Annotated in this window: 17 protein-coding genes; 8 read left to right on the plus strand and 9 right to left on the minus strand. The window is 48.7% G+C overall.

Translation table 11 applies throughout. From position 1 onward, the window contains the following. Positions 1-4 precede the first annotated feature (4 nt). Genes ACE6F3_RS06895 through ACE6F3_RS06920 form a run of 6 tightly spaced genes read left to right on the plus strand, consistent with a single transcriptional unit; the run spans position 5 to position 6547 of the window. Complete coding sequence (locus ACE6F3_RS06895; RefSeq protein ID WP_041342269.1) at positions 5-487, plus strand: NADH-quinone oxidoreductase subunit J; 483 nt, start codon at positions 5-7, stop codon at positions 485-487. A gap of 1 nt (position 488) precedes the next feature. Continuing rightward, entirely contained in the window at positions 489-794 is a 306-nt protein-coding gene (gene nuoK, locus ACE6F3_RS06900; RefSeq protein WP_010936634.1) for an NADH-quinone oxidoreductase subunit NuoK, read from the plus strand. A 16-nt stretch (positions 795-810) separates the two neighbouring features. After that, complete coding sequence (nuoL, locus tag ACE6F3_RS06905; protein ID WP_392654714.1) at positions 811-2775, plus strand: NADH-quinone oxidoreductase subunit L; 1965 nt, start codon at positions 811-813, stop codon at positions 2773-2775. Between the two features lie 9 nt (positions 2776-2784). After that, positions 2785-4278 (plus strand): NuoM family protein, encoded by a 1494-nt coding sequence (locus ACE6F3_RS06910; RefSeq protein WP_058292990.1) that lies wholly within the window; start codon positions 2785-2787, stop codon positions 4276-4278. 6 nt (positions 4279-4284) lie between these two features. Then, on the plus strand, positions 4285-5742 hold the full coding sequence (locus tag ACE6F3_RS06915) for an NADH-quinone oxidoreductase subunit N (RefSeq protein ID WP_353912932.1): 1458 nt from the start codon (positions 4285-4287) through the stop codon (positions 5740-5742). Between the two features lie 10 nt (positions 5743-5752). Further along, positions 5753-6547, plus strand: coding sequence for a TatD family hydrolase (locus tag ACE6F3_RS06920; RefSeq protein ID WP_279115595.1), 795 nt, complete (start codon positions 5753-5755; stop codon positions 6545-6547). Here ACE6F3_RS06920 and nth read toward each other — a convergent pair. Beyond that, complete coding sequence (nth, locus tag ACE6F3_RS06925; protein WP_279115593.1) at positions 6527-7183, minus strand: endonuclease III; 657 nt, start codon at positions 7181-7183, stop codon at positions 6527-6529. The genes ACE6F3_RS06920 and nth overlap by 21 nt on opposite strands. A gap of 127 nt (positions 7184-7310) precedes the next feature. Here nth and ACE6F3_RS06930 point away from each other — a divergent pair, with 127 nt between their 5' ends. Together ACE6F3_RS06930 and ACE6F3_RS06935 are read left to right on the plus strand one after the other, a co-directional pair. After that, positions 7311-8822: a cobyric acid synthase gene (locus tag ACE6F3_RS06930; RefSeq protein WP_279115591.1), complete on the plus strand. Its 1512-nt coding sequence runs from the start codon at positions 7311-7313 to the stop codon at positions 8820-8822. Next, a complete protein-coding gene (locus tag ACE6F3_RS06935) occupies positions 8819-9229 on the plus strand; it encodes a PaaI family thioesterase (RefSeq protein ID WP_010936641.1) in 411 nt (136 codons plus the stop codon). The genes ACE6F3_RS06930 and ACE6F3_RS06935 overlap by 4 nt, the downstream gene beginning before the upstream one ends. An 18-nt stretch (positions 9230-9247) precedes the next feature. Here the strand turns inward: ACE6F3_RS06935 and ACE6F3_RS06940 are convergent, their stop codons facing one another. From ACE6F3_RS06940 to ACE6F3_RS06975, 8 genes are all read right to left on the minus strand, one after another. Continuing rightward, positions 9248-10060, minus strand: a complete 813-nt coding sequence (locus tag ACE6F3_RS06940) for an ABC transporter ATP-binding protein (RefSeq protein ID WP_010936642.1) — start codon at positions 10058-10060, stop codon at positions 9248-9250. After that, positions 10047-10313 (minus strand): hypothetical protein, encoded by a 267-nt coding sequence (locus tag ACE6F3_RS06945; RefSeq protein ID WP_279115588.1) that lies wholly within the window; start codon positions 10311-10313, stop codon positions 10047-10049. The genes ACE6F3_RS06940 and ACE6F3_RS06945 overlap by 14 nt, the downstream gene beginning before the upstream one ends. Before the next feature lie 9 nt (positions 10314-10322). Next, complete coding sequence (locus ACE6F3_RS06950; protein ID WP_279115587.1) at positions 10323-11612, minus strand: phenylacetate--CoA ligase family protein; 1290 nt, start codon at positions 11610-11612, stop codon at positions 10323-10325. After that, entirely contained in the window at positions 11603-12394 is a 792-nt protein-coding gene (locus ACE6F3_RS06955; protein ID WP_041342292.1) for an ABC transporter ATP-binding protein, read from the minus strand. The genes ACE6F3_RS06950 and ACE6F3_RS06955 overlap by 10 nt, the downstream gene beginning before the upstream one ends. A 20-nt stretch (positions 12395-12414) precedes the next feature. Then, positions 12415-13701 (minus strand): ABC transporter substrate-binding protein, encoded by a 1287-nt coding sequence (locus tag ACE6F3_RS06960; RefSeq protein WP_010936646.1) that lies wholly within the window; start codon positions 13699-13701, stop codon positions 12415-12417. 88 nt (positions 13702-13789) lie between these two features. Beyond that, positions 13790-15082, minus strand: coding sequence for an ABC transporter substrate-binding protein (locus tag ACE6F3_RS06965; protein ID WP_041342296.1), 1293 nt, complete (start codon positions 15080-15082; stop codon positions 13790-13792). Between the two features lie 42 nt (positions 15083-15124). Continuing rightward, positions 15125-16177, minus strand: a complete 1053-nt coding sequence (locus ACE6F3_RS06970; RefSeq protein ID WP_010936648.1) for a branched-chain amino acid ABC transporter permease — start codon at positions 16175-16177, stop codon at positions 15125-15127. 2 nt (positions 16178-16179) lie between these two features. Beyond that, positions 16180-17064 (minus strand): branched-chain amino acid ABC transporter permease, encoded by an 885-nt coding sequence (locus tag ACE6F3_RS06975; protein WP_279115584.1) that lies wholly within the window; start codon positions 17062-17064, stop codon positions 16180-16182. Positions 17065-17073: the final 9 nt, after the last annotated feature.

The following is a 17073-nucleotide window of genomic DNA, read 5'->3' on the forward strand; positions in this document are numbered from 1 at the left end:
CGGGGTGGAAATAGCGTTCTGGATTATAGCCATAACCTGTATAGCCTCCGCCTTGCTGGTGGTGGGAGTGAAAAATATTTTTCACTCATCCCTCTGGCTGATACTCTGTTTCCTTTCGGTTGCCGGCGTGTTTTTGCTGCTTTCGGCAGACTTTCTGGCAGCGGTGCAGATACTTATTTATATCGGTGCTATATCGGTACTGATAATACTGGCAATCATGCTTACCCGTGAGGTTCAGCGGGGCAACCTTACCAACAAGCTTAAAATACCGGCTCTGGTTGTTGTTACCGCTTTGGGCGGGATAATGACCTATATGCTTATCAGCTCAAACTGGACCTCCAGTGACGCACCCGCCCCCTCCACCACCACTGCCGGGCTGGCCGAAATGCTTTTCGGTTCAGACGGGTTCGGGCTGGGGGTACTGATTACGGGTGTGATATTACTGGTGGCTATTATCGGGGCTATAGTACTGGTGAGGGACAAATAATATGGGACTGACTCACTTTTTGGTACTGGCGGTAATACTGTTCTGTATCGGTCTTTACGGGGCGCTGGTTAAAAAGAGCGCCGTAGTGATACTGATGTGCATAGAAATAATGCTGAACGCAGTTACCATTGCGGCGGTGGCCTTTAACCGTTTTTCTGCCGCCGAATTTTTTACCGGGCAGATATTTACCCTGTTTATTATCGCGGTGGCGGCCGCCGAGGCAACTATTGGTCTGGCCATAATAATATCCATTTATAAAAACCGGGATACTATTGATGCCACCAAGATAGATTTGATGAAGTGGTAAAGAGGAAGAATAAGCGATGACCCAAACCGGACTCTGGCTCATAATGCTGCTCCCCCTTATCTGCGGGGCTTTGATAGCCCTGGGGTACGCCTTTTTCTGCAAAAAACCGGCCCTGAGCGGATATTTGGGCATAGCCGGTGTAGGCGGTTCATTACTGCTTTCCATCTGGGGGCTGACAGGCCTGCTGGGTAAGGAAGGGGCTTCTCACTATGCCTCCGGCTTCAGCTGGTTTTCCATTGGGAATTCGGTTGATATCAGCCTTAACCTAAATTTTGACCCGCTGGCCGCCATAATGTGCTTTGTAATCCTTTTTGTAAGCCTGATGGTACACATATATTCACAGGGCTATATGCACGGTGATAAAGGGTATCCCCGTTACTATGCCTTTTTATCTTTCTTCACCGCCTCCATGCTGGGGCTGGTGCTCTCTGACAACCTGCTTTTTACCTTCTTCTTCTGGGAGCTAGTGGGTCTGGCATCATATCTTCTTATCGGCTTCTGGTTTACCCGCCCGGCCGCTGCCAATGCCGCTAAAAAGGCGTTCATTGTAACCCGTATAGGTGATGTGGGCTTTTTAGCCGCTATACTCATTTTGTTTGCGAATACCGGCACGCTTGATATAAACAGCCTGAACGGCATGGCCGAAATGGGGCTTATAGGTGCCGGCACAGTAACTGTAGCCGCTCTGGGCATATTTGCCGGTGCGGTGGGCAAATCAGCCCAGTTCCCCCTACATGTATGGCTGCCGGATGCTATGGAAGGCCCTACCCCCGTTTCCGCCCTTATCCATGCCGCCACCATGGTTGCTGCCGGTGTATTTCTGGTTGCCCGCACCTACCCTATATTTGAAAGCTCGGCAACAGCCATGCTTTGGGTATCTATAATCGGCGCGGTTACCGCTATATTTGCCGCTACCATGGCGCTGGTTATGAACGATATGAAGCGTATACTGGCCTATTCCACAGTCAGCCAGCTGGGTTATATGATGCTGGGGCTGGGTACAGGCGGCATTGCTATCGGTATATTCCACCTGTTTAACCATGCTTTTTTCAAGAGTTTGCTCTTTTTAGGTTCAGGCAGCGTAAATCACGCTACCGGCACATTTGATATCCGCGAAATGGGCGGCCTGTCCAAGCCTATGCCTGTTACCAGCAAGACCTTTCTTATTGCCTCACTCAGTCTGGCAGGCATCTGGCCGCTTTCAGGCTTTTTCAGCAAGGATGAGATACTTGCCGGGGCTATGGACGGGCAATTTATCCTGTTCATTCTGGCACTCATAACCGTATTCCTGACAGCCTTTTATATGTTCCGCCTGTACTTCGTGGCTTTCGGCGGCACTTACCGCGGCAAGGGGCATCCCCATGAATCCCCCAAGGTCATGTCATGGCCGCTTCTGATACTGGTTGTGCCTTCGGTAATCAGCGGTTTGCTGAATGCCGGCGGCAGTTTCAGCAGCTTTTTGGGCGAAGAAGTGCATACCGGCTTTTTTGAGGGGTTGTTCGGCATTTTGCTGCACCCGCTGGCCCTGGTTTCACTGGCCGTAGCCGGCGGCGGTATATATCTGGCCTTCCTGATGTATAAAAAGAAGAGCCTTTCACCCGCTGTATTTTCAGAGCGTTTTAAATGGCTTTATATGATATTTTCCAAGAAATACTGGATGGATGAGCTGTACGAAGGGGTTATATCCCGCACTCTGCTTATGAAAGGGCTGTTTGCTTTTGCGGCTTTCTTTGACAAAAAGGTAGTAGACGGGGGCTTAAACGGCTTCTTCATTCAAAAAGTATTATTTTCCCGTCTTTTCAGCCGCTTCCGCACCGCTGATGAACGCATAGTGGACGGGGCGGTAAACGGGGTTGCCGCTATAACCGTAGAGAGCGGCAAGGTGGGACGCAAAGCCCAGACCGGTCAGCTCCAGTCATACGGAATTTATCTTGCCGCCGGGGTGGTTGTACTGGTGATGGCGGCTCTTATTATCTGGTAAGGGGGGAGTATGAGCATACCATACTTAACACTAATAACTTTCCTGCCCGCAGCGGGAGCTATCTTGATGGCTCTGTGGCCGCGTTTGTCCGGGCGGGCAATAAAAATCAGCTCACTGCTGCTCACTCTTGTGCCGCTGGTGCTCTCACTAGTGGTCTTTGCCGGATTTGACCGGAGTAGTTCCATGGCCGGGGTTATACAGTTTGAAGAAAATCTCCCCTGGATATCCCTTTTAAACGCCAACTACCACCTTGGCGTTGACGGTTTAAGTTTGCCTTTCCTGGTTCTGACTACTTTACTGGGTGTTTTGGCAGTACTTATCAGCTGGAAAGTAGACCTCCGGGTAAAAGAGTTTTTTGTCTGGCTGCTTATACTCCAGACCAGCATTACAGGCGTATTTGTCTCTCTTGATTTGCTGCTCTTCTTTATCTTCTGGGAGCTGGAACTGATACCCATGTATTTCCTGATTTCAATCTGGGGTGCCGGGCGTAAAGAGTATTCGGCTCTTAAATACGTCCTTTACACCCTGTTTGGCGGTGCGTTTATACTGGCCGGTATCCTGATACTTTTCTTTGCCACCGGCAGTCTGGATATAGCGTCTCTGGCATCTACTGACCTTAATAATTTCCTGCGTCCGGCCATGATGGTGCTTACTTTCTTTATGTTCTTTATCGGCTTTGCCATCAAGCTTCCGGCTTTCCCCTTCCACACCTGGCTGCCGGATGCCCATACAGACGCACCTACCGCCGCCAGTGTTATTCTGGCAGGTACGCTACTTAAAATGGGCGGCTATGCCATGCTCAGGTTAAACGTGGCCATGTTCCCTGACGTCTGCCGTGACTGGGCACCTTTGATACTGACTATTGCGGTCATAAACGTAATTTACGGTGCCGCTATCACCCTTAAACAAACAGACATCAAAAGGCTTATTGCCTACAGTTCGGTAAGCCACATGGGTTTTGTACTGCTGGGTATATTTACCCTGGGTGAAATCTCCATGAATGGTGCGGTTCTGCAAATGTTCAGCCACGGTATAATTACCGGCCTGCTCTTTGCCATAACCGGTGTGGTCATGCACAATACCCACGAACGGGATATTAACAAACTGGGCGGTCTGGCAAAACAAATGCCCCGCACAGCTATCATATTTATACTGGCCGGTCTGGGGGCAATGGCTGTGCCGGCTACCAGCGGATTTATCGCCGAAGTCAGCGTCTTTTTAGGTTCATTCCAGAGTTCGGTAGTCCCCGGCGGGCAGGTCTTTACCATGCTCTGCCTTTTGGGTTTGGTACTGGCGGCTGCCTATATACTCTGGACAGTCCAGAGGGTATTTTTAGGCCCCGGACTGGAAAAATTCCAGATGGTCAAAGATGCCGATAAAACCGAAATAGTTTTTTCACTGGTATTTTTAGTGGTAATGTTCGGGGTTGGCCTTTATCCCCAGATTATAGTAGATGTGATTCAAACCGGAGTGGCCCCGCTGGCGGCCGTTTTCGGCGGATAGAGGCAGATGGATTTGTTTATGCCTGAAATAATAATACTGATAACAGCCATTTTGGTTATAATAACTGACCTCTTTCTGACTAAAAGTAAGAGGTATCTGGCCTATCTGTCTTTGCTGGGACTGGCGGCAGCGGCTGTGGCCACAGCCCTAAACTGGAATAACCCACCCGAAATGGCTTTTGGCGGTATGCTGGCACTGGACAGCTACTCCAGTTTCTTCCGTATTCTTTTTATCTGCCTTTCAGGCCTGGTTATAATGGCTTCCATGGATTATGTAACTAAGTTTAAACGTTTTCAGGGTGAATACTACGCTCTGGTGCTGTTTGCCCTGCTGGGCATAATAATGATGGCCTCCACGGCCAACCTTATTACCATGTATCTTTCACTAGAGCTGGCCGGGCTGTCTTTTTACGTACTGGTGGGCTTTTTAAAAGACCAGAATTCCACCGAATCAGCCCTCAAATACCTGCTTCTGGGCGGGGTAGCTTCGGCTATGCTGGTATTTGGCATGGTGATTATTTACGGTTTCAGCGGAGAAACCAATCTGGGCGGTATTGTAAACTATATACAAACCCTGCCCTCAGGCACAGATATAACCACTCATGCAGGGCTGCTGCTGGGTATAATACTGACCATTACAGGTCTGGGCTTTAAAGTAGCCGCCGTGCCATTCCAATTTTGGGTACCGGACGTTTATCAGGGCTCTCCCACCCCTATAACATTGTACCTTTCCATAGCCAGCAAAGCGGCCGGGTTTGCCCTTTTCCTTCGCCTTTTCTATACCGTTTTTACCGACCCGCTGGCACTCAGCCAGGAATGGGCACTGATTATTGCCATTCTGGCCGCTGTGGGTATGACACTGGGAAATGTACTGGCCATACCCCAGAAAAACATCAAAAGAATGCTGGGTTACTCCAGCATAGCCCATGCCGGTTATATACTGGTGGCTCTGGCGGCGGTGGGAAACGCCCCGGAACTGGCAGACGGGCGGATAAGCCTGCTCTTTTATCTGGTAGCTTTTGCCGTATCAGACCTGGCCGCCTTTATCTCTATCATAGCCATCAGCCGTTCTACCGGCAGTGACGAAATATCCTCTTACGAAGGCTTAGCCAAGACCAACCCGGTATATGCTTCTGCCCTGACACTGGCGCTGTTGTCTCTCACCGGTTTTCCGCCTCTGGCAGGTTTTCTTGCCAAGTATTATATTTTCAGCGCATCTGTTCAGGCGGATATGCTCTGGCTAATGATCATCGCCGCCGTAAACACCGTGATTTCGGCCGTTTTTTACTTCAACGTAATACGGGTAATGTGGCTAAGACCTGCCCGCCAGGATGTACGGGTACTGGCGTCCTGGCCGCTTAAACTGGCACTTGGTATTTCCGGACTGGCTGTGTTAATATTCGGCATTGTACCTGAAACGCTCTTAAACCTTATTGAAAAGGCCGCCGAGCTAATAATCCATTAGGACATTTGCCGTGCCGATTTATGAATATGTAGACACCCATTCCCATCTGGATATGCCTGAATTTGACGCTGACCGTCAGGAAATGCTAAGGCGGGCTTTTGAAAACGGCGTAAAAACCATAATTACCACCGGTATAGACATACTTTCCAGCCAAAAAGCCATTGACCTGGCAGCCGCCAATCCGGCCATATACGCCGCAGTCGGTATCCACCCCCAGGAATGCACCGGGGTTACCGAGGCGGATTTTGAACGTCTGGAACTGCTGGCTAAGTGTGAAAAGGTGGTGGCTATAGGCGAATGCGGGCTGGATTATTACCGTGATTACTCACCCCGCCACACCCAGCTGGAAACCTTTTATCACCACCTTGATTTAGCTGACCAAACCGGTCTGCCGCTTATAATCCACTGCCGCCAGGCCGAAGAAGACGTACTGAAAATACTTTCGGACTGGTCTGCCCAGAGCCCGGCGAGCGCAGGCAAAGGCGTAATCCACTGTTTCAGCGGTTCGGCCGAAGCCGCACTTAAATATATAAATATGGGTTTTTACATAGGGCTGGGCGCTTATATCGGTTATCCGTCTTCCAGAAAATATCACTCTGCCTTTGCCGCTATACCTCTTGAACATATAGTACTGGAAACTGACTGCCCGTTTCTACCCCCCCAGACTCACCGCGGGGAACGGAACGAACCTGCCTATATTCCGCTGACAGCGGCAACTCTGGCGGAGATAAAAAACCTTGGTACTAACGAAGTGGCATCGGCAACCACTGCCAATGCCCGCCGCCTATTTCACCTTGACAAATAAAAAGGCTGACGGGCAGATATCATTAAGAACACACTCCTGGCAACGCGGCTTTTTAGCATCACAGACTGCTCGCCCATGGTCTATCAGGTAATACGAAAAATTCCCCCATTCACTGCGGGGAATAAGTGCTATCAAATCCTGCTCTATTTTCACCGGGTCAGTATTAGTGCTTAGCCCCAGCCGCCCCGCTAAACGCTTTACATGGGTATCTACCGCTATTCCCTCCACCAGCCCGAAAGCATTATGCAAAACTACATTGGCTGTTTTACGCCCAACCCCCGGCAGAGTAAGCATATCTGCCATATTACGGGGGACATCCCCACCAAAACGGCTTACAACCGCTCTGGCAGCACCTATAATATTCAGCGCCTTATTGTGAAAGAAACCTGATGACTTAATATCCTGTTCCAACTCAGTCAGAGATGCGTCAGCAAAGGCCTGTACGCCGGGATATTTTTTGAAGAGAGCTGGCGTGATTTTATTTATCATTTTGTCAGTAGACTGGGCGGATAAAATAGTAGCCACCAGCATTTCAAACGGGGTAGTAAAGTTAAGCGCTGTTTTGGCCTCAGGGTATATCACCGAAAGGCGTTTAATTATTTCTAATGCCTGCTTTTTGGGGTTCTCAACCAGCATTTTCAGCCTCGCTATATTAGTTGGGAAACATTATACATCAAAGATTTTCAAGGCAGAACACGCTATAAATCAAAATAAGTTGTCCTTTTTCTACTCTACTTAAATAAAAACTGGTATAATGAACGTCATGGCGAAATTGATAATGGTTCAGGGCACTTCTTCTAATGTGGGCAAGAGCATACTGGTCACTGCGCTCTGCCGGATATTTAAACAGGACGGCTACAAAGTAGCCCCGTTCAAATCCCAAAATATGGCGCTGAACGCTTTTGTCACCCAAGAGGGCGGCGAAATTGGCCGGGCACAGGCTGTCCAGGCGGAAGCCTGCGGCATTGCCCCCAGCGTAGATATGAACCCTATTCTGATGAAGCCCGAAGCAGATTCCAAGAGCCAGATTGTTGTAAACGGCAAAGTGGACCGCACCATTTCTGCCCGTGAATATTATGAATATGCACCCTTGCTGCTGGATACCGCTCTGGCGGCACTTAACCGCCTGCGGGAGCAAAATGATATTGTGGTCATAGAAGGGGCAGGCAGCCCGGCTGAGATAAACCTGAGGCAGCGGGAGATTGTAAATATGCGGATTGCCAAAACCGCCGGTGCGCCGGTGCTTCTGGCCGGAGACATAGACCGGGGCGGCGTTTTTGCTTCTTTGATTGGCACTATAGACCTTTTAGAGCCTGAAGAACGCGGTTATGTAAAGGGCTATCTGATAAATAAATTCCGGGGGGATGCCAGTTTACTTAAACCGGCCATAGATGTACTGGAAGACCGCACCTCCATACCGGTACTGGGCATTATCCCCTATCTGCGCAATATGGCTATTGCCCAGGAAGATTCGGTATACCTGGACGAATGTAAAAGCGGTCTGGGTGAAACCGACCTTGATATTGCGGTAATACGTCTGCCCCACATATCCAACTACGACGATTTTGACGCTTTAGCCACAGACGGGGCATCAGTCAGGTTTGTATCCAAAACCGGTGAGATTGGCAACCCTGATTTGATAATAATTCCGGGTACCAAATCCACCATACCTGACATGGAATACCTGTGGCAAAACGGTCTGGCGGAAACTATCATCAAAAAAGCCGGAAAAGGCACCCATGTTTTAGGCGTCTGCGGCGGCTACCAGATTTTGGGAAAGATGATATACGACCCCCACAAGACCGAGTCTGAAACCACCGAATTAAAGGGTCTGGGTTTGCTGGATACCGAAACAACCTTTGAAAAAGAAAAATCCACCACACAGGTAAGCGGCCAGGTCAGGTTTAATAACGGGCTGCTTGCAGATATGGCCGGCTGTGAAGTGGGCGGCTATGAAATCCACATGGGAAGGACCCGCTTATTTACTGCCCAGCCTGCCTTCCAGATTACCAAAACCCCCAAAGGCCCGGCTGATTATCTGGACGGGGCATCCAATGCCGAAGGTACGGTGCTGGGTACATATATACACGGAATATTTGAAAGTGACTCTTTCCGCCGCGGCTTCTTAAATGCAATCCGCCGTTACAAGGGCATACCGGAGCGGCAGGCAGGCTATTTTGACCGTGACAAAGAATATGATAAACTGGCAGATATAGTCAGGGCAAGCATAGACATGAACAAGATTTATGATATTTTGAACGAGGGAATAAGATGACACACCCTGATGCTGAAGAAAATATTAAGCTTCTGCATGAAAAAAGCCGCACTGAACCTGCCCTGAATTTTCTGGGCATAAAAATACTGGAATTGAAACCCGGCTATTCCAAGCTGAGTATCAAACTCAAACCGGAGTTTATAAATGCCTACGGCATAATTTTTGGCGGAATCACCATGTCTTTGGCAGATGAGGCATTCGGTTATGCAGTGAACAGCCTGAAACTGCCTACGGTAGCCGCCCAGTTCAATATCCACTTTCTGTCAGCCCCGGATAATGATGACGAACTAACTGCGGAAGCCAAAGTAGTCAAATCAGGCCGCCGTCTGGCTGTTGCCGAAGTAGAGGTGACCAATGCCAAAGGCAAACTGATAGCTAAAGTAAGTGCCAGCGGCGTTCCGCTTTAAACCCGCCCGCCAGGTAGTTTATTCATCACCCAGATAGGCCGCTATCACGTGTTCATCATTCTTTATTTCTTCAGGCCTGCCCTCAGCTATTTTGCTGCCAAAGTCCAGCACCGCAATACGGTCAGCTAAATCCATAACTACACCCATATCGTGTTCAATAAGCACAATACACTTTACCCCGTCACGCAGTATGGGAGTATCAGGATAGGTTTCACCCTGCCCTTCAAAAATATCTACAATAAAGCGGGCAATATCTTCTTTCTCTTCCAGGTTCATACCCGCCATAGGTTCGTCCAGCAAAAGTACTTCCGGCTCAAGCGCCAAAGCCCGGCCCAGTTCCACCCGCTTCCGCATGCCGTACGGCAGCATACTGACTACCTTTTTGCGGACAGGCTCTATTTCCAGGAAATCTATTATGTCTTCTACTATCTTGCGGTGAGCTATTTCTTCTTTATGGGCTGGCCCGAAATAGGCACCCCCGGTCAGAAAGTTTTGCTTCATAAATATATGCCGGGCGGCCATCAGATTTTCAAGGGTAGTCAAACCTGAATAAAGCTCTATATTCTGAAAAGTACGGGCAATACCCATTTTAGCCACCCGGTCAGGGCGGATACGGGCAATATTCTGGCCTTTATAAACAATACTGCCTGCCTGGGGTTTATAAAAACCGTTAATGCAGTTTAGCAAACTGGTCTTGCCTGCCCCGTTCGGGCCTATTACGGCAGTTATCTGGTTATCATATATATCCAGATTGATTCCCTTCAGGGCTTTGATACCGCCGAACGAAAGGGAGAGGTCAGCTATTTTTATCTTGGTATCAGGCTGATTCATTCTGCCCTCTCTCCTCATTCATAATCTTATCCCGGTAGCTTATAACCCGGTGGCAAAGAGGGCCTTCGCATTTTAAGCCATGTCCGCATTTTTTAGCCCGCTTTGACATCTCTTTCAGGGTATCACGTGAAGGAGAGCCGTATATATCATAAGCAGTACAGCGTACCGAACCATCATCCTTGATGATTATGGTTATCTCATCACAAACTGCTTCGCAGAGTATGGTACAGGCGGTAATCTGCCAATCAACCATTTATTTCCCCTAATCCCACTTGCGTTCATCCAGCATCAGCTTGGTTTCTTCTGCCAGAGCATTTGCAGCTACAAATTCTATATGGTCTGCCTTTAAAAGACACCTGTCCTGAAATTTTTTATTCAGCTCGTCAGACAGCTTTTTGGCATCAAATTCGGTGTCATCGTGGACACAGACAAAGGTCATCTCATCTTTGTTTTCAGGTCGGTTTATCCTTATCTGGCAGCGGACAATCTCCGGGAAAAGCTTAAAAACTTCCTCAGCCTGTTTGCCGACTACAAACATACCCCGTACCTTTGCCGCATCTCCTACCCGCCCTATTATGCCGCTGAGCTTATAGGCGGTACGCCCGCAGCCGCATTTCTCTTTTTTAAGGCAGGATAAATCACCTGTGCCGAATCGCATAAGCCCCCAGGTTTTGTTATTTACCGGGGTAACCACCACTTCACCAACTTCACCTTCGCCAAGCTGCTTGCCAGTCTTTGGGTCTACTATCTCCACTACATATTCATCAGACATAAGGTGCAGGCCGTTTTTTTCTTCACACTCGTAGGCCAAACAGCCTCCGGTTTCAGTCACCCCGTAAGCCTGATAAGTGTCTATGCCATAATCTTTTTCAAGCGTTTTACGGATAGAAGACGTCAGCATCTCACCGGTAAACCAGGCACGCTTGATATTAAGCTCTTTTTTAACATCCAAACCCATCTCTTCGGCTTTGGCAAACAGGCTCAGCAGATAGCTGGGAGTACCCACAAAGGCAGTTACTTTCAGCTCCTGAATAGTCTTAATCTGCATTTCGGTATGGCCGGTGCCTGAGGCAATGGGCGTAGCCCCGCAGTCACGCAAACCCTCGTGGAAAAGTATACCAGCAGGAGACAAGTGGTAAGTAAAGGTATTTATAACCACATCTGCCTTGCGGAAACCGGCTGCCCAGAAAGAACGCCCGAACCAATGGATAGTGCTGGTGTGCAGCGGTTCATAAACAGGGCCGGGAGAAATAAATATGCGTTCAATATTTTCTTCCGGTATCATCAGAAAACCGCCATAAGGCAGGTTCTGTTTCTGCATTTCAATCAGGTCTGACTTGCGGGTAATCGGCAGCCGCTCTAAATCTTCCACCTTGCGGATAAGCTCAGGCTTCAGCCCGGCTTTTTGGAACATAGCTCTGGTTGCCGCCGAATTTTCATAAGCATAAGCAGCAGTCTCTTTGAGCCTGGTGTTTAAAAATTCAACCCTCTCCTCAAGCCCCATGGACTCCAGCTTGTCAAAGTGGTTGTTTTTGCCGTTTTCTAAAGCCATCTTTTCCGCCTCTTGTAATGTTTGACTTCACGATAGCTTTTTTTAGCGCCCACCGTGGAAAGCCCCATATAGAATTCTTTGACATCTTCATTGTTAGTCAGGAATGAAGTATCACCGTCAAGCACTATCCGCCCGTTTTCCAGCACATAACCGTAATGGGCAATAGATAAAGCTACTTTCACATTTTGTTCAACCAGCAGCACGGAGGTGCCCTGTTCTTCGTTAAACCTCTTGATAATACCGAATATTTCCTTGACCATCAGCGGTGCCAAGCCAAGTGAGGGTTCGTCCAGCATCATCAGCTTGGGGCGGGCCATCATAGCCCGCCCTATGACCAGCATCTGCTGCTCACCGCCGGAAAGGTAACCGGCGGTGTTATGCTGAACGTGCCTGAGGCGGGGGAAATATTCGTATACCATAGCCAAATCTGATTTTATATTCTGGCGGTCCTTGCGGTTAAACGCCCCCACAATCAGATTTTCCTCGGTGGTCAAATGCTCAAAAACATGGCGGCCTTCCAGAGCCTGAACTATACCCAGCTTACCGATAGCTTCCGGATTTTTTTTATCAATCCGGGTGCCGTCCCACTCAATATTGCCGTCCGTTACCAGCCCTTCTTCAATATGCAGCAAGCCGGAAATGGCTTTTAAAGTGGTAGTTTTACCGGCACCGTTTCCGCCCAGCAAAGCCACAATGGATTTTTCCGGCACTTCCAGCGAAACGCCGTGAAGCACCTTGATAACGTTCAGGTAGGTAACTTCTATGTTATTTACTTTGAGCATAGACCCAATATTACCTCCCGTTATTTGCCAAACCAGTCAAAATTTTCATACGCAATGCTGGGTGTTTCTATCCAGCCGCTTATAACCTTAAGCTGCCCGTCTTCAATCCTGAAAACCCTTACAGATTTTACCAGACGGTTATCCCCCACTGAGTAAGAAACCGGGCCATGCAAACCGCCCACATCATACCCGTTCAGCCGTTTTATGCCGAATTCTTCAATAATCTGGGGGGTCAGTGAGTCTACACCGCCGGGGGAGTTTTCTATAGCCAGCCGCAGTATCTCAGCTATTATCAAACCCTCAGCCCACGAGACGATATAATCCATATTGCCGTAATTTTCAGGGTGATACCTCAGGCAGTATTCCTTCATCTTGGCCATAGCCGGAACATCTTCGTCCCAGCTTACGGTGGGATACACCCCCATTATACCCTCAGCCTTATCTGCACCGACAAGCTCAAGCAGTGACTGGGTAAAGCCGCCGTGACCGCACCCTATCTGGACACCGGGGTAAATCCCCAGTTCAATCATCTGTTTTACAATGACAGATGTCGGCTGGGGGGTGCTGGATATATAAACCACATCCGGATTTTGGTTTTTCATATTTAACAGATTGGCTGTGTCATCATTAATAGTAGTGGAATGTTCATAAATACCCACTATTTCCACGCCCAGTTCCTCTGCCATAGCATTAGCGGCATCCCGCGCACCGTAACCGGTGGGGTTCTGGAGTATCATCAGGGCTACTTTCGGTTTGCCCTCACCCTGCCAGACATTCTCCAAATAATACTGCATAAAAGCCACCCAGTCATCACCATAATCAGGCAGCTGGGAGTATATATGCTGGGGAGGATGGGTAAGTGATGGTGAACTGAAAGTGGTAAACCCCGGAAAACCTGCCCGGTTGGCTATTTCCATAGATGCCTGCATATCCTTTGAAGAGTTGGTGGTGAAGAATAAACAGTCAGTAGAAATAAACTCGTTTATTACGGTAACCGCTATAGCGGTGTCATATTTGGTATCCCGGAATATAGGCTCAATCTTGTAGCCGTTTACCCCGCCAAGCTCATCGTTTATGTATTTTATGGCATCCAGCTTGGCATTACCCTGGGGTGTACCCTTTTCAGCCGCCGGGCCGGTATAGCATACACTTAAGCCTACTTTGAGAGTTTTAGTGGATGCCGGCGTGTTATTGTTATTATTGCCAATAATATTATCCAGATTACAGCCGCCCAAGGCAACAGGTACAAGGGCAAGCACCAGAGCCATGAAGATTCTAAAGCCAATTTCAGATTTTCCTAGTCTCATCAGATCCCTCCTCTGAGGCTATATTATCTATTATTAAGCTTCGCAACACAACTCCTTACAGCTCCCCTTGTACCTGTTTACAGCCTATTTAGCTGCCAAACCAGCTAAAATCCTCGTACCTGATAAGCGGTGCTTCTACCCAGTCACTCAAGACCTGCATTACACCGTCTGATATCTGGAATACCCTGACCGCTTTGGCCAGACGGTTATCGCCGCTGACATATGAAACCGGCCCCTGCAAACCGCCCACCGTATAGCCATTAAGCTTCTTTATTCCGTATTCCTCAATGGCCTGCGGAGTCAGATTATCTATGCCGCCGGGGGTATTGATAAGGGCTAAGCGCAGTATTTCGGCCACAATCAAACCCTCTGACCAGGAAGCAATATAATCCATGTTGCCGTAATTTTCAGGGTGATATCTCAGGCAGTATTCTTTCATTTTGGCCATTCCCGGCACATCTTCATCCCAGTTTACGGTAGGATATACGCCGTAAATACCTTCGGTATTAGTTACACCGGCCAAATCAATAAGTGCCTTGGTAAAACCGGCATGGCCGCAACCCACAGTTACTCCGGGATAAATATCCATTTGATTCATCTGCTTGATGATAACCGAAGTAGGCTGGGGAGTGCTGGAGATAAAGACTACATCCGGGTTTTGACTTTTAAGGTTTATCAGGTTTGCCGTGTCATCTGTAATCGTGGCAGAGTGTTCGTAAATACCCACTATCTCTATACCCAAATCAGCCGCCAAGGCATTAGCCGCATCACGGGCACCGTAACCGGTGGGATTCTGGAGTATCATGAGGGCCATTTTAGGAGTACCCTCACCCTGCCAGATATTTTCCATATAGTATTTGGCAAATGATGCCCAGCTGTCACCATAGTCCGGCAGTTGGGCATATATATGCTTTGCCGGGTGGGTGCAGACCGGTGAACTGAAGACCGTAAAACCGGGGAAATTTGCCCGGTTGGCAATCTCCATAGATGCCTGCATTTCCTTGGAAGCGCAGGTAGTGAAGAACAAACAGTCCTTATCCATCATCTCCTGTACAATAGTTGCCGCCAAAGCAGAATCATACTTGGTATCACGCCAGAGTACTTCTATCTGGTATCCGTTTACCCCGCCCAGTTCCTCGTTTATGTACTTGATTGCGTCCAGCTTAGCATTCCCCATTACAGAGCCTTTTTCAGCTGCCGGGCCGGTATATGGTATTGAAAAACCAACCTTCAAAGTAGGCTTTTCCGTTCCGTCAGGATTATTGGCATCAGTATCACTTGAACCGCATCCCCCCGCCGCCACTGAAAAAAGCAAAAGGAGCATGCTAAAAAAGGACAAAGCTCCCCTCTTTATCAATTGTTTACGGTTTTGCCCTAACATGACTTGTGCTCCTCCTTTTTTCAGAATTCCCTATTTTTTCGCCTAATACGAGAAAGGCCAATACCGGTAAGAGGACTTGAACAGTTGCCAGCGGTGGGCGAGGCCTCTTGGTTCAAGCACTAAAAACAAGACGATTGCCAGGCCGAATACCATCGGCCCAAGCCCGGCCGCAAAGCCTGACGGCAACTGAGGGAAAGCAGAGCCCATAAGAGGGGATACATACTGGACACCCTGCTGAAGCAGACGAATAAAGAGCGCCCCGAATATAGGGCCAACCCCTGTACCCAAACCGCCTATAATCACAATACCAACGTATAAAATAGAATCAGACAAGGTAAAATTTTCAGCCGTCAAATAACCTATCCAGTGAGCCATAAGCGAACCGGCCACACCGGCCAGAAAACAGCCGATGAAAAAAGCCAGCAGCTTATACTTGAATACGTTTATACCCATAACCTCAGCCGCCAAATCATTATCCCGTATGGCTACAAATGCCCGCCCTATGCGGGTGCGGGCTATATTTTTCATGAAGAAAATAGCCAAAACAGCCACCAGCATAATAATGAAGTACTGGCTGCCCTGAGTGGTAAAGTCAAAATTAAAAAGATTAATCGGGGGTATCACAATCCCGTTAAAACCGCCGGTAAGACTGGACCAGTGGTTTATCACCCAGATTATGATAAACTGGGCGGCAATAGTGGAAATAGCCAGATAAAACCCCTTTACCCGCAGAGAGGGCAACCCGAACAGCACACCCACCAGACCAGCCATAATGCCGGACGCTATCATGTCAAATGGGAAAGGCACTCCCAGTTTGCTGGCCAAAATAGCGGTGGTATATGCCCCCACCGCAATAAAGCCGGCATGGCCTACCGAAAGCTGGCCGCAGTAACCCATAAGTATATTTAAACCGGCCGCAGCCACAACCGTAATGCCTATAAGGTTCATAATACCCAGCCAGTAACTGCTGATATTGAACGGCAGGCTGAATAAAAGAATCAGAAAACCAATCAGCATAGCCCAATGGGTTTTGGTACGGAAGATAGCCATATCCGTCTTGTAGCTGAAATTACGCGTTCCGCAAGGTAGATCCATAGCTATATCCTCTCAATGCGTTCCTGCCCAAACAGGCCGTAAGGCTTGATGAACATTACGATGATAATAATGATAAAGGGTATTACCTCTTTAACGCCCGGCCAGGTGAGGGAGGTAAGATACCCGCCTCCCAGATTTTCCGCCAGACCAATAATAGGCCCGGCTATCATAGCCCCTAAAAACGAATCCAGCCCGCCCAGTATCACCACTGAAAAGGCTTTGATACCGGTTTCCACCAAGCCCAGAGTGATACCGCCTATGCTGGACATCAATACCCCGCCCACAGCCGCCAGCACTATGGCCAGCATCCAGGACAGGGAAAATATACGGGTTACGGGTATCCCGCAGGCCTGAACGGCCTGCTGGTCATCAGCGGTAGCCCGCATGGCCACCCCCATTTTGTGGTATTTGAAAAAGAGGGTCAGCATAGCAAAAAGAAGCAAAGATATGCCGGCCGCCCAAACATATTCCTGTGAAATAACCGCCGAACCTATGTGGATAGGTGTTTCCGGGAAAATCTTGGGCAGGGCGGCCACACTTTGCGGCCAGATAAAGCTGACCACACCCTCAAGGAAAAACCCCACCCCCAGCGTCACCGTAACCAGCGAAAGGATAGGCTGGCCGATAAGCGGCCTCAGGATAATCCTTTCCATCAGCCAGCCCAGAGCCAGTGCAAATAAAACCACACAGATAAACCCCAGCCAGAAGGGCATGCCAACCTGGACCAGCATACTGTAGGTAAACCATGAGCAAATAAGCACCATCTGCCCCAAAGCCAGATTAGCTACCGAAGAAGATTTCCAGATAAGGGTAAAACCAAGCGCAATAAGAGAGTACACCAGACCAACCGTAATACCGGTTATTATATATTGCAATAAATCTGCCATAATCTCCGC

Source organism: Dehalococcoides sp. THU4 (genome assembly GCF_043231265.1).
Lineage (GTDB): Bacteria > Chloroflexota > Dehalococcoidia > Dehalococcoidales > Dehalococcoidaceae > Dehalococcoides > Dehalococcoides mccartyi.